This is a genomic window from Mesorhizobium sp. M0898 (assembly GCF_040319695.1).
In the GTDB taxonomy this organism is placed as follows: domain Bacteria; phylum Pseudomonadota; class Alphaproteobacteria; order Rhizobiales; family Rhizobiaceae; genus Mesorhizobium.
Genome location: NZ_JAMYOE010000013.1, coordinates 111,969 through 125,085 on the forward strand (window position 1 = coordinate 111,969; position 13,117 = coordinate 125,085).

Sequence of the window (13,117 nt, forward strand, 5' to 3'; positions counted from 1 at the left end):
CCGTGTTGGCCTGGCGCCTTCCAGAAGGTTCGGTTGGTGCGGCAAAGGTGTTCACGCGGAGGCACATGGTTGCTGCAGCACCGCAGCATTGTACTTCCATAATCCTCCCGGTCAGTGTCCATGCAGGTTGTGCGATTGCTTGCCGCGGCTCAGCGTGCAGCTTCTGCCCGATGAGCAAGCCGTTTTCCGATGTAAACGCAATGCATCGGCAGGTCCGGGTGCTGCAGCACCCGAAATCCGATCGTCCTATAAAACCTTAGCGCACCATCGTTCTCCGGCATGACTTCGAGGTGGATGCCGGTCGAGCCGCTCGCGGCAAGGCGCTGCTCGAGGAAGGCCATCGCGCGCCTGCCGATGCCTTTCCCGCGCGCTTGCGGCAACAGGTCGATATGGCCATGCGACGGGTAGGCCGCCAGCGCAGGCGGAACAGCGAAATCGGGGTGGTGGATCCGGTACCGCGCCCAGTCGCTGCCGCGCCAGCGCGAGTTGTCGGGTCCCGGGTCTACCACGCGCCGCTGCAGGTCCGGATACCAGTCTGATGCCAGGCTGGCATTGAAAGCGCCCGTATCGGCTGCGCCAAGCAGATAGCCGGCCGCACCTGTGGGGCTATCGATAATGAAGGCCAGATCGGGTTCGAGCACCTGGTAGGGAATAGTGTAGAGGAGGCCGAGCAGGTCCGGGTCGTCCTCGCGGCCGCTGGCATCCTTGCCGGCATCGCCGGTCTTGAGACAGATCATCGCAAGCGCTGCATGATCGGCGGTGGTCGCCCGGCGCAGGAAGAAACCGCCGCCGAAATCGAGGATCATGGCGGCAGCAGCCGGAAATCCTTGCCCTCGGGCAAAAGCTGCCCGCCGTCGACGATGATGGTCGTGCCCGTGATGTAGCTGGCGTCGTCCGAGGCCAGAAACAGGAAGGCGTTGGCCACGTCGCGCGGGCTGCCGAGCCGGCCGAGCGGAATGGCGTCTTCCATGTTCTTGATGAAGGCCGCACCGCGATGCTGCTCTATGCCTTCGGTGAGGATGTTGCCGGGCTCGACGCCGTTGACCGTAATGCCGTAGCCCGAGAATTCGAGCGCAGCCGAACGGATCAGCCCATTGATGCCGGCCTTGGTCGCTGAATAATGGCCGTGGCCGGGGCTGGTGACATGCGGGCCGGTGATCGAGGAGGTGAACAGCATGCGGCCAAAATGCTGTGCCTTCATTGGCACCAGTGAGGCGCGAGCAGCGATGAAGCTGCCGCGCAAGTTCACCGCCATGACCCGGTCCCAGTCGTCGGGACTGGTGTTTTCCAGCAATTGCCAGGGATAGATGCCGGCATTCTGCACCATGATGTCGAGTCGGCCGTGACGGTCGAGGGCCAGCGCCACGGCGGCTTGCGCATCGGCCATCTGCGAGATGTCGGTGCGGATGAAGGCGGCGCCGAGTTCGTTCGCGGTCGCTTGCCCCGCCTCGGCCTCGGTGTCGGCCAGGACCAGCTTCGCGCCCTCTTCGGCAAAACGCTGCGCGATGCCCTTGCCGATGCCACGTGCGCTGCCGACGATCAGCGCGACTTTGTCTTCCAGACGGCCGGTCATGCCAGCCTCTGGCGTATCGTCTGCTTGAACGCATCGAGCAGCACGGCGGCAAGCACCAGCAGGCCATGGATCACCTGGGTGAAGTTGGCCGGCAGGCCCATCAAATTGATCGCCGTGTTGATGGCCGAGAGCAGCAGCACGCCGGCATAGACGCCGGGCAAGGTGCCGACGCCGCCCTTCAGACTGACGCCGCCGATGACGACCGCGGCGAAGGCATTGAACAACAGGCCGACGCCGAGATTAGCTGTCGCGCCGGAGGTACGGATCGCCAGCAGCCAACCGGCAAGGCCGGCGATGGCGCCGGCGAGAACGAAGGCTATGACCAGGTTGCGGTTGACGCGGATGCCGGCGCGAAAGGTCGCCGTCTCGTTGCCGCCGATCATGACCAGGTGCCGGCCAAAGGGCGTCTTGGCCATGATCAGCGAGAACACCACGAAGCACGCAATGGCGATCCAGGCAGTCAGCGGCAGGCCACCCAGGCGCTGGATGGCGAACCAGCGGATTGCCGGCGCCAGATCCTGTGCCGAGCGGCCACCGGAAATAACCAGCACCAGGCCGCGCACCCAGATGTATGACGCCAGCGTGATGATGAAGGCGCTCATCTTCACCTTGACCACGAGGACGCCGTTGAAGGCGCCGATGAGGCCGCCGACGGCAAGCGCGATGAGCAGCGAAACCGGAACCATCAGCCATTGCGGCTGCAACTGGATGCCAAGGCCGATGCCCGACGAGCAGAACAGGATGCCGACCGCCATGGCGCTGAGCGCCGCGACCGATTCGACCGACAGGTCCATATGGCCGGCGATGATGACCAGCGCCAGGCCGATCGACATTACGCCGAGCACGCTCGACGCCTCGATGATGTTGGCGAAGATGCCGAGCTGAAAATAGTTCGGGATAAGGATGGAAAAGACCACCAGCACGAAGACCAGCATGAACCAGACAAGATTGTCGAGGATGAACTCGAGGGTTTGGCGCGTGCGGGGGTTCATCTCAGGATCCGGTTGGCGCCGACCCCGAAAAACCACTCGGTTTTCGGACTATCAGGCGGGGTTGAAAATTGCTGCAGCATTCCCGTGCGCGTCCGTTCGAACGCACCGGGGCTGCAGGGCTGGGCTCCGGGCCGGCATGGCCCGGAGCTTCTGGCGAGTTCGCTATTCGACCGGCTTTATGGTTTCGGTCGGCGGCTTCATGTTGCCCCAGAAGGCCGGGTTATCGACATTTTCCTTGGTGATCGCAGCGCCGGGGATCTTGATGTTCGGTCCCCACGCTTCCTTGGTCAGGGTTGATTTCAGGCCAAGCACATCATATTCGCCGGGCTTGATCTCCTGCTTGTTGACCACCTTGTCCATGAACATCGCGACCGCCGCGGCCTGGGCGTAGAGCGGCTGCTCGACTTCGACGTTGAGCCAGCCCTTGCGGATCAGGTCGAGGCCGACCGGAGCGCCGTTCGAGCTCATCAGCATGACGTCGCCCGGCTTCTTGCCGGCGGCCTCGAGCGAGGCGACGGCAGCGACCGAAAGATGCGCGGCATGGCTGAAGATCAGGTCGATGTCGGGGTTGGCGAGCATCTGGTCGGCAACGATGGTGCCGGCGTTGCTGGCCTCCCATTGCATGGCCGGCAGCGAGATGATCTTGACGTCCGGGAACGCCTTCATTTTCTCCTCGAAACCCTTCTGGATGTCGAGCGTGTAGGGATCGCCCGGATCGCCGAGCACCTGCAGGATCTTTCCCTTCACCGAGCCGTTCTTCGCGGTCAGGAGCTTTTGTGCCTGGTCGGCGGCGACGTAGCCGATCTCGACGGTTCCGGCCACCGAGGTGAAGTCGGACGGGGTCGAGGTGATCTGGCGGTCGAACTCGACGACCGGGATGCCGGCGGCACGGGCCGCCTCGATCGACGGTTTCAGCGCATTGAAATCGACGGCGGCAAGGATGATCGCCGCCGGCTTCAGCGCGATGACGTCGTTCATCTGCGATTGCTGAGCGTCGGTCTTGTTGTCGGCGTTCAACGTCTTCATCTCGTAGCCGACCTGCTTCAGGAACAGTTCCAGCGCGCTCACCGAGCCGGTCTGGAACTCATCGAGCAATGTCGGCACCATGTAGTAGATGGTGCCCTTGGACTGGGCGAATGCCGGCGTGAGCGTGGCAAAGGCCAGTGCCAGGATACCGAAGACGGAAAGAAGTATTTTCTTCATGTCGTTCGCTCCTCTTGCGCCGGACCCCTCATTTGTCCCTCAGTTCGCCGGTCCGGCACCGGCGAGCGTCTCTCCGGTGATCATGTTGATCACCGCGTCGGGACTTGTTTTGTTGCGTGCGACATCGCCCGCCACGACGCCTTGCCGGATCACCACGATCCGGTCGGCGACCTGGAAGGCCTGTTGCATGATATGGGTGATGATGACGACGCCGATGCCCTGGCTCGCCACCTGGCGGATCATGTCGAGGCCGCGCCGCGTCTGCTCGACGCCGAGTGCCGCGAACGGCTCGTCGAGAAGCACCAGCTTGCCGCCAAAATGCACGAACCGATTGAGCTCGATGGCCTGCCGCTGGCCGCCGGAAAGATGCTCGACATTGGTGCGAAGCGAGGGAATGCGGGTGCCGGCGCTGGCCAGCGCCTTTTGCACCACCTGCTCCATCGCGCGCTCGTCGAGCACCGGAATGCCGAGAACCTTCCTGGTGATCTCGCGGCCCATGAAGAAATTGGCGACCACGTCGACATTGGTGCAAAGCGACAGGTCCTGGTAGACCGTCTCGATCCCCGCGGCCTTGGCCTCGGCGGGAGATTTGGCCAGGAATTCCTTGCCTTCGAACAGCATGCGGCCGGAGGTCGGCTCGAGGCCGCCGGCAATGATCTTGACCAGCGTCGATTTGCCGGCGCCGTTGTCGCCCAGAAGCGCCACCACTTCGCCCTTGTCGATCGAAAAGCTGATGCCTTTCAGCGCTTCGATGGCGCCGTAATTCTTGGCGACGTTGTCGAGCACCAGCAGCGGTTCGCTCATGCCGCGATCCCCTTGTTATGCAAGAGATCTCGCCCGCGTTCGCGCTCGGCGGTGAAGATCTGGCCGAAGCGCGGCGAAAGCACCCCGGAAACGGCAAGCGCGGCGGCGCCGCGCAACACCGCATGCTGGCCGCCGCGCGCGACGCTGACGCGGGGCGTCGTGCGATCGCTTCGCGCCGAGACCGAATTGGGCAGGTGCGCGGCCGCGCCGGCAAGCCTTTCGAGCAGCTCGGTGGACGCCAGCCCGCCGAGGATGATGGTTTCGGGATCGAACAGGTTTTCGATGATGGTGACGGCGTTGCGGAAGATCGGTGCAATCTCGCTCACCCACTCGGCGTCGGCGATGTTGCGGCGCCGCAGCGCCTCGAGCGAGAGATACCGTTCGAGGCAGCCGCGATTGCCGCACGGGCAGGGCTCCCCGCCCGGCACTGCGGGAATGTGGCCGATTTCACCGGCGTTTCCCCAGGCGCCGCGCAATGCCGCCCCGTCATGCACCATGACGCCGCCGAGACCGACGCCGAAATAAAGATAGTAATACTCGGAATACGCCGTTCCGAGGCCGTAGAGGCGCTCGCCGATAGCAGCCGCCGCCATATCGGTTTCGAAAAAGGCCGGCAGTCCGGTCGAGGCGGCCAGCCGCTCGCGCAGCGCCACATCCTTCCAGCCGGTCATGGTGGTCGGGCCGACAAAGCTCATGGACTCCACGCCGAACGGTCCGGGCAGCGCCATGCCGATGCCGAGAACGCGGCCACCGGGCCGCAATGCCGTCAACTCGAGCACCATGGCGCCGATCAGCTCGAAAGCGTGGTCGGGCGTTGCATTTGGGGCTTCGCGGTAGGTGCTCTCGATAACATCGCCGCTTAGGTTGATCAGGGCGGCATTGATGCCCAGCGGGGTGACGTGGATGCCGACGGCATAGCCGCCTTCCGGATTGATGCGCAGCGTTGCCGGTGGCAGGCCGCGCCCCTTGGGCTCTTCGCGCAGCGACAACACGTAACCGTGCTCTTCCAGCTCGCGAACGATGGTAGACACCGTCTGCACGGTGAGTCCGACCCGCCTGGCAATATCGCCGCGAGCGATTGGCCCGTGAAGGCGGATGGATTCGAGCACGATGCGCCGGTTATACGGCCGCCCGAACTCCTGATTGGTCCCGCGCAATGCCATGTCTGGCGCCCTCTCGAGAGAGCAGAGGTTCGCACCGAACATTTATTCAGTCAAATGGAATTCAAAAATAATTCGCCTGCGGCCAAGGTCCTTCTAACGCCGGCGAATTCGCGCCCGCCGACGAATGGGCCAACTCTGGCAATTTTCCAGTATGAAGCGCCACCAGCTGGACGGGACGCCAGGCATGACCTTTGACCGGCATTCCGATCAGCGCCCTGAAGCCCATTTCGGAACCCGGCTGTGAGCCGGCCAGGGATCGGAGTTCGTTGCGCCTTTCCGTTGCGGGGAGCATGCTTCCTCTCGCCGGTCTGCGGGAGGAGATGCGATGCCGAAGCTGACCCTCGACGGGATTGATCTCGGCTATGAGGTGCGGGGCGACGGGCCGCCGGTTCTGTTCGTCCACGGCAGCGTCACGAACGGCATGATGACATGGTCCGCGCAGCTACCGCTTGCGGAGCGCTGGAAGCTGGTTGTGGTCGACCGGCCCGGATACGGATCAAGTTCCCCTGCCGAACGCGAGGATTTCGTCGTCGACGCCAGACTGGTTGCCGGATTCCTCGATCGGACGCATGACCTCTGGGACGAAAGCCGCGTCCATCTGGTCGGGCATTCCTATGGCGGCGTCATCTCTCTTCTTGCAGCAGCGATGCGCCCGCGAGCAATCCGTTCGCTCACGGTGATCGAGCCGCCGGCCTTTGACCTTGCGCGCGGGGATGTTGCCGTCAATGAACTCGTGACGCGCCTGAAGGCCCACTGGCAAAGCGGACCTCGCGACGATCCCGCGCTTTTCTTGCGCCAATTCCTCCATCTGGTCGGCTCGGCGACACAATTGCCAGACCCGCTGCCGCCCCCGCTCGCGCAAGGCGCGGCCATGCTCGTCGTCGAACGCGGGCCATGGGAGGCCGAAATTCCGCTTCGGCAACTTGCCGATGCGCCGTTCCCGAAACTGGTGGTATCCGGCGGGCACAGCGCAGCATTCGACGCCGTCTGCGACGTGCTCGAAAACGTGCTTGGTGCCGATCGTGCCGTGATCGCCGGCGCGGGGCACAGCGTTCAGCAGACCGGTGAGCCGTTCAACCGGCGGCTCGGCGCGTTCATGGCTGCTGCTGAGGGCTGAAAGCGATCTATCTCTGATATTGCCTGGCGGGCGGTTGGCGCGCGACAGGCTTCACGCCGAATGAATCGCCGGCTCTACAGATACCGCTCGACCTTCTTGCCGACGGTCAGGAACCGCAGCGGATCGATCGCCTCGCCATTGTGGCGGACCTCGTAGTGCAGGTGCGGGCCGGTCGAGCGGCCGCTGTTGCCGGTCTTGCCGATGACGTCTCCGGCATCGAGCTTCTGGCCGACGGCGACGTCGATTTCGCTGAGATGCCCGTAACGCGTTACAAAACCGTTGCCGTGGTCGACCTCGATCATGCGGCCGTAGCCGCCGTTCCAGCCGGCCTTGACGACGACGCCGCCTCCCGTGACCTTGGCCGGCACACCGACCGGCGCCCTGAAATCCATGCCGGAATGCAAGGCGGCCGTGCCGAGGATGGGGTCGGTGCGCACGCCGAACGGGCTGGTGACGCTGCGGCCGGGGGCGGGGTTGGCGAGCGGCAGCCGGCGCGCTTCCTTTTTAAGATGATCCAGCGCGTCAAGAGCCTCGTCCAACTCCTTGACCTTGCTGTCGAAGACCAACGAGCTGTCGAGTGGTATCAGCGGGCCGCCGACGTCGCTCTTTTCGAATTCGCTGTCGACGGGCAGGCCGGCGGCCTCGAGCGCCTGCGAAATCGCGTCGGCGCTTTTGTAGGCATTGTCGGCAAGTGTGGCGATGCGGGTGAGCTGCTGGCTCTCGATGGCCTTCAGCGAGTTGTTGATCGAAACGAAGAGCTTGTCTGCCCGGTCGGCCGCGCTTTCGCTCGGCAGCGGATCGGCGCGGGTCGACCACAGCGAGAACGGCCTGGTGTCGTCAACGCCCACAGCAGCGGCAAGGGGGGCGGCAAGGCTGGCGACGGAATAGGCCGTCGGCTGGATGCTGCCGGTCGCGTCGGCATGTTCGTCCGGCTTTGCCGCCGGCACCGGCGGCGTTGCGACCTCGTTTTCGGCTCGTTCGAGGATCGGGCCGAGGCGGCCGTGACGCAGGCTGAGCTGGCTCTGCCGCTCCAGCAGCTCGCTGACCTTGGTTTCCATCAGCTGCTGATCGAGTAGCTGGCGGCTGGTGATGCGGTCGACCTGGCTGCGCAGTGCCGAGATGCGGTCTTCGTAGGCCTGCTGCATGCGCGCCTGCCGCGCCGTCGTGGCGCCGATCAGATCGTCGCGCAGCACCAGATAGGAGGTCGCCAGCAGGTAGCCGATGACGACCGCCGCCAGCGCCGAGCCGCAAAATGCCGCAAGCCACGGGCGTATGGTGAAATGCCTTATCTGGTCGCCCCGGGCGATGATGACCGTGTGGGGCTCTCTGCGTCTGCCGAAGACCGCTGACTGACTGGCTACGTTCACGGGACCAAGCTTTCGTTACGACACCAACGACGAGCCTGATTACACATTATTAGGGTTAACAAAGTTTTGCCGGATCGAACGACAGGCAAAGGTCTTCGCGCAAAACGGGTATCGAATTACAGCGGCCTGGCGCAGCTCTCAAAAGGGCGCGAACCGCCTCCAGCACTTCTTCGGCGTGCCCCCTGACGCGGACGTTGCGCCAGATCCTGGCGATGCGTCCGTCGCGGCCAATCAGGAACGTGGCCCGCTCGACGCCCATATAGGTGCGACCGTAGAGCTTCTTTTCCACCCACAAACGGTAAGCTTCGATCACTTTGCGCTCTTCGTCGGCGACGAGGTCGACGCTCAGATCGTATTTCGCCTTGAATTTGTCGTGTTTCTTGACGCTGTCCGGCGAGAGCCCGATGACGACGGCGCCGGCCTTCTCGAACTCCGGCTTCAACTGCGAAAAGCCGATCGCCTCGTTGGTGCAGCTTGTGGTGTCGTCCTGTGGGTAGAAATAGAGTACGATGGGTTTTCCCAGCAATGCGGCGAGGCTGAGTGAACCGCCGCCGTCGCGCGGAAGATCGAACTGCGGCGCAACATCGCCCACGTCGAGGTCAGCCATACCGATGCCCTTGTTTGAAGTTACGCGCCAGGCTGCATCGATATAATGTCGAGCGGGGATTCGTCCACGATCGAATTCGTTTCAACGGAAGATTGCGTGGATCAGGAGCTACCGCAGCACGAGAAGATCAGGTTCAGGCGTGACGAGATCACCGACCTGGGAACCTTTCCGTCCGCGTGCCGCGTCCCGCCGCTCGGCCAGGCGTCGATCGGTCGCGGCGTCCGTTTGATGGCGCGGCTGTTTGCCGGCCTTGTCGCCCTTGTGCTGCTGGCTGGCGCCGGCGTCTACGCGATCGGCGTGTCCGGCTTCGGCTCGGAGCGGCTTCGCGCGGAAGCCGAAACGGCAATCGAGAGATTGGCCGGCTTCGATGTCGACGTTGCCGTCGGGCCGGCCCGGCTGACGCTTGACGGGTCGAGCTTCATTGCGCTGCAGGTCAGCGACGTCAGCCTCAAGACCGCCGACGGAAAACCAATGGCCGATGCCGGCCGGGTCCGCTTCGGCATCCGGCTGATCCCGTTGCTTTCGGGCGAGGTACGGCTGACCAGCGCCCGGATTTCCGACGCGCACATCGTCATGGCGGCAATGCCGTCCGGCGGCGACTGGACGGCCGAGCTGCGCAACCAGGACGGCCTCATCGATCCGGAAAAACTTTCCGCCGCCGTCTTCGCCAACCTCAACCGCGCGCTCGACGCGGTGCGCGAGGATTCGATGCGCCAGATCGATCTGCGCAACGTCGAGCTGGCACTGCCCGAGACCGGATCGGTCAAGTCGGTCACCATCGCCGACGCCTCCGTCTCGCAGTCGGGACCGGGAAGCATGGAGTTTTCATCCGACGCGGATGTCGACGGCAGGGCGCTTACCATCGCCGCTTCCGCCACCCGCGATCCGGCGACGCGACGCATCACCACGCTGGACGCCAGCATCCAGGCAGCGGACGCCGACACTGCGACAGGTGGCAAATTGGGTGCGATCGCCTTGAAGCTGGCGGGGTCGGAAGGGACCGGCGACAACGGTTCGCGGCTGACCGCTGCCCTGTCACTGACCGGATCGGTCCTCGATCTCGGTTCGCGCGGCCTGCTTCCGGCCGACATCGATCTCGATGCAACACTCGTCGCCGGGTCGAACAAAATCCAGGTCGACAGTTTGCTGGTGAAAACCGGCCGCTCGACCTTCGATTTCGCCGGTTCGATCGGGCCGAAGCCGGCTACCGGCGCAGCGGGCGAGGAGCCATCCTATCGTTACGACCTGACCAGCGACGGTTCGACCCTGGCGCCTTCGGATTCGCCGGAGCCGGCGCTCAGCTTCATTGCCCGTATTGCCGGCGTCTACCAGCCGACGAGCCAAAAACTGGTCGCCGAGCAGATCGGCGTCCGGTCCGGACCGGGCAGCGAAGTGCTGGGCACGGCTTCGGTTTCATTCGTCGCCAACCAGGCGCCGGGCATATCGGTGGCGCTCAATGTCCACGACATGCCGGTCTCGCACGTCAAGCAATTATGGCCCTGGTTTTCGGCGCGCAATGCCAGGCTGTGGGTGCTCAAGAACCTGTTCGGCGGCCGCGTCGTCGATGGCAGCCTGCAGTTCCAGGTCGTGCCCGGACGGCTCGGCAACGGCGTGCCGCTTTCGGCCGATGAAGTGTTCGGCCGATTCCAGGTCGAAGGATCGCGCTTCGACACGGCCGGTCGCATTCCGCCGATCCGCGATGCCGTCGGCGTCGTCGGCTTCCACGGCAATGACGTCGACGTCGCGCTGTCGTCGGGCAGCGTCTATATGCCGAGCGGCCGCACGGTGGCGGCGAGCAACGGCACGCTCACCGTCAAGGCGGCGAACCATCCGCCGGTGATCGGCGCGCTCGACATCGATGTCGCCGGCGAGGCGCCGGCAATCGCCGAGCTGGCATCCTTTGACCCGATCAACGCCATGCGCCATGTCGGCCTACTGCCGGACGACCTGTCCGGCACGGTGACCGGCCACGTCAAGGCCGATATTCCGCTGCAGTCCGGTGTCGACTCTTCCAAACTCGATTGGCTGGTGGCGCTCGACTACAAGGACCTGTCGCTGGGCAAGCCGTTCGAGGGCCAGACGGTCAGCCATGCCGACGGCTCGATCACGGTCGCGCCCGACCGGGCGGTGATCTCGGCCAAGGCGCTGCTCAACGGCATTCCGGCCGAGCTCGACCTGATCGAGCCGCTCAGGGATGGCGGCCCGCCACGCAGTCGTAAAGTGGCGCTGGTGCTCGACGACAAGACGCGCGCCACCGCCATGCCTGGCCTGTCGACGTTGCTTTCCGGAACCATCAAGGTGGCGATCGACAAGAGCGGTAGCGGCAACCAGAACGTGTCGGCCGACCTGACCAATGCCAGGCTGGACATTCCCTGGGCCGGCTGGAGCAAGGGGCCCGGCATTCCCGCCAAGGTCGTCTTCGCCATGGCGAAGACCGGCGACACCACGACGCTCTCCAATTTCGAACTCGATGGCAAGACCTTTTCCATCGACGGCAGCGCCGTGCTGGTCAACGGCGCCTTGTCCTCGGCCCGATTCAGCAAGGTCACGTTGAACAGGGGCGACGACGTCGCCGTCTCGGTGAAGCGGTCGGGCAAGGCCTATGCGGTCGAGGTCAGCGGCAGCGCGCTGGACGCACGCTCGCTGATCAAGCAATTCACGTCCGATGTCGACACCGCCACCAAGACCACTGGCGTCGATGCGATCTCGGTCAGCGCCGACGTCAGCTCCCTGACCGGCTTCCACGACGAGGTGCTGTCGAATCTGAAGCTCGACTACAGCGCCGCAGGCTCCCGGGTGAACGGGCTCAAGGTGAGCGCCACGGCAAGTTCGGGAGCCGCCATCACCATCAGCAACACGGCCGGCGGCGGCCTGCGCACGCTCAACATGAAGTCGGCCGACGCCGGCGCCATACTGCGCTTCCTCAATATCTACGAGCATATGGAAGGCGGCTCGATCACGCTGGCGCTCACCGGGGCCGGCGACGGTCCGATGAAAGGCCAGGTCGACGCCAAGAACTTCTTTATCGTCAACGAGCCGAAGCTCGCCTCGATCGTGTCGACGACGCCGGCCGGCGACAACCGCAGCCTCAACGAGGCGGTCAAAGGCAATCTCGACACGTCGAGGGTGAAGTTCGAGCGCGGTTTCAGCGAGATCGATAAGGGCAGCGGCTATCTCAAGCTGCGCAACGGCGTGCTGCGCGGCTCGCGCATCGGCACCACCTTCCAGGGCACGCTCTACGACCAGAACAACAATATGGACATGACCGGCACGTTCATGCCGGCCTACGGCGTAAACCGCATCTTCGGCGAACTGCCGCTGATCGGCGCACTGCTCGGCAACGGCCGCGACCGCGGCCTGATCGGCGTCACCTACAGGCTCAAGGGCAACGCCAACAAGCCGAACCTGGAGGTCAATCCGCTATCGGTGATAGCGCCCGGGATTTTCAGGTCGATCTTCGAGTATCGGTGAGGTCAAAACCCAATTACCTCGAGCGACCGAGTTTTGATCTTAAGCGGCCGCTCGTCCGCCCCGCGAATTCACGCCCATGATCCAAAGGCGACTGACGTCCGCCCGGGCCTAAATGGCCGCTTTGCGCCTAATGCACGAACCCGCTTCGCGGGAGGGGCGCCTCGTTCTGAGATGGCGCGACTGCCATTTTGACTTGAGCGGGTAGAGGGGTCGATCTGACCATGGAGTTCCCTTCAACGAGAGGAACTCGCCATGGCTACCCTGTCGACCGATGCACCAATCTCTCCGCTTCGCCAGCGCATGCAGCACGACATGCTCATGCGTGGCCTGGGCTCCCATACCCAGCAAGACTACGTTCGTCACGTCCGGCGCTTCGCTGTGTTCCTTGGCCGCTCGCCCGACACTGCGAGGGCTGAGGACATCCGTCGATTCCAGCTGCATCAGCATGAGAGCGGCGTCGGCCCTGCGACGATCAATGGCGCGGTCTCGGCACTGCGGTTCCTGTTCCTGGTGACGCTGAAGCGGCGGGATCTGGCACGTGTGCTGGTGATCATGCGCCATCCACGCAAGCTGCCGGACGTGCTGAGCGTGGAGGAAGCGGCGCGGCTGCTCGAAGCAGCACCTGGCATCAAGTACAAGGCCGCGCTCGGTGTCGCCTATGGCGCGGGTCTGCGCGTATCGGAGGTCGCGCACCTCAAGGTCGATGATATCGACAGCACACGCATGCTGATCCGCGTCGAACAGGGCAAAGGACGCAAGGTTCGCAACGCCATGCTCTCGCCGCAACTCTTGGAACTGCTGCGGGTGTGGTGGCGCGAAG

10 protein-coding genes and 1 pseudogene are annotated in these 13,117 nt (G+C 64.2%); 3 read left to right on the forward strand and 8 right to left on the reverse strand.

Annotation, left to right across the window (positions count from 1 at the left end; all coding sequences use genetic code 11):
- Positions 1 to 149: 149 nt before the first annotated feature.
- From NKH90_RS16545 to NKH90_RS16570, 6 genes are all read right to left on the reverse strand, one after another.
- Positions 150 to 806 (reverse strand): GNAT family N-acetyltransferase, encoded by a 657-nt coding sequence (locus NKH90_RS16545; RefSeq protein WP_352471954.1) that lies wholly within the window; start codon positions 804 to 806, stop codon positions 150 to 152.
- Entirely contained in the window at positions 803 to 1,573 is a 771-nt protein-coding gene (locus tag NKH90_RS16550) for an SDR family oxidoreductase (RefSeq protein ID WP_352471953.1), read from the reverse strand. Before NKH90_RS16550 ends, NKH90_RS16545 begins: the two co-directional genes overlap by 4 nt.
- Positions 1,570 to 2,565, reverse strand: a complete 996-nt coding sequence (locus NKH90_RS16555; RefSeq protein ID WP_352471952.1) for an ABC transporter permease — start codon at positions 2,563 to 2,565, stop codon at positions 1,570 to 1,572. Before NKH90_RS16555 ends, NKH90_RS16550 begins: the two co-directional genes overlap by 4 nt.
- Before the next feature lie 162 nt (positions 2,566 to 2,727).
- Entirely contained in the window at positions 2,728 to 3,768 is a 1,041-nt protein-coding gene (locus NKH90_RS16560) for a sugar ABC transporter substrate-binding protein (RefSeq protein WP_352501557.1), read from the reverse strand.
- Positions 3,769 to 3,807: 39 nt separating this feature from the next.
- Complete coding sequence (locus tag NKH90_RS16565; RefSeq protein ID WP_352471950.1) at positions 3,808 to 4,572, reverse strand: ATP-binding cassette domain-containing protein; 765 nt, start codon at positions 4,570 to 4,572, stop codon at positions 3,808 to 3,810.
- Positions 4,569 to 5,735, reverse strand: coding sequence for an ROK family transcriptional regulator (locus tag NKH90_RS16570; RefSeq protein ID WP_352471948.1), 1,167 nt, complete (start codon positions 5,733 to 5,735; stop codon positions 4,569 to 4,571). Before NKH90_RS16570 ends, NKH90_RS16565 begins: the two co-directional genes overlap by 4 nt.
- Before the next feature lie 325 nt (positions 5,736 to 6,060).
- Here NKH90_RS16570 and NKH90_RS16575 point away from each other — a divergent pair, with 325 nt between their 5' ends.
- On the forward strand, positions 6,061 to 6,852 hold the full coding sequence (locus tag NKH90_RS16575; RefSeq protein WP_352777829.1) for an alpha/beta fold hydrolase: 792 nt from the start codon (positions 6,061 to 6,063) through the stop codon (positions 6,850 to 6,852).
- A 74-nt stretch (positions 6,853 to 6,926) separates the two neighbouring features.
- On the opposite strand, the gene NKH90_RS16580 is transcribed toward NKH90_RS16575, so the two are convergent.
- Both NKH90_RS16580 and NKH90_RS16585 read right to left on the reverse strand, forming a co-directional pair.
- Complete coding sequence (locus tag NKH90_RS16580; RefSeq protein WP_352820087.1) at positions 6,927 to 8,219, reverse strand: M23 family metallopeptidase; 1,293 nt, start codon at positions 8,217 to 8,219, stop codon at positions 6,927 to 6,929.
- A 142-nt stretch (positions 8,220 to 8,361) separates the two neighbouring features.
- A pseudogene (locus NKH90_RS16585) lies at positions 8,362 to 8,826 on the reverse strand (peroxiredoxin); the annotation flags it as partial.
- Positions 8,827 to 8,922: 96 nt separating this feature from the next.
- On the opposite strand from NKH90_RS16585, the gene NKH90_RS16590 reads away from it, so the two are divergent.
- Together NKH90_RS16590 and NKH90_RS16595 are read left to right on the forward strand one after the other, a co-directional pair.
- Complete coding sequence (locus tag NKH90_RS16590) at positions 8,923 to 12,297, forward strand: hypothetical protein (protein ID WP_352766846.1); 3,375 nt, start codon at positions 8,923 to 8,925, stop codon at positions 12,295 to 12,297.
- A 252-nt stretch (positions 12,298 to 12,549) separates the two neighbouring features.
- Positions 12,550 to 13,117, forward strand: a 568-nt coding sequence (locus tag NKH90_RS16595; protein ID WP_352820088.1) for a tyrosine-type recombinase/integrase, incomplete at its 3' end; no start/stop codon positions are given.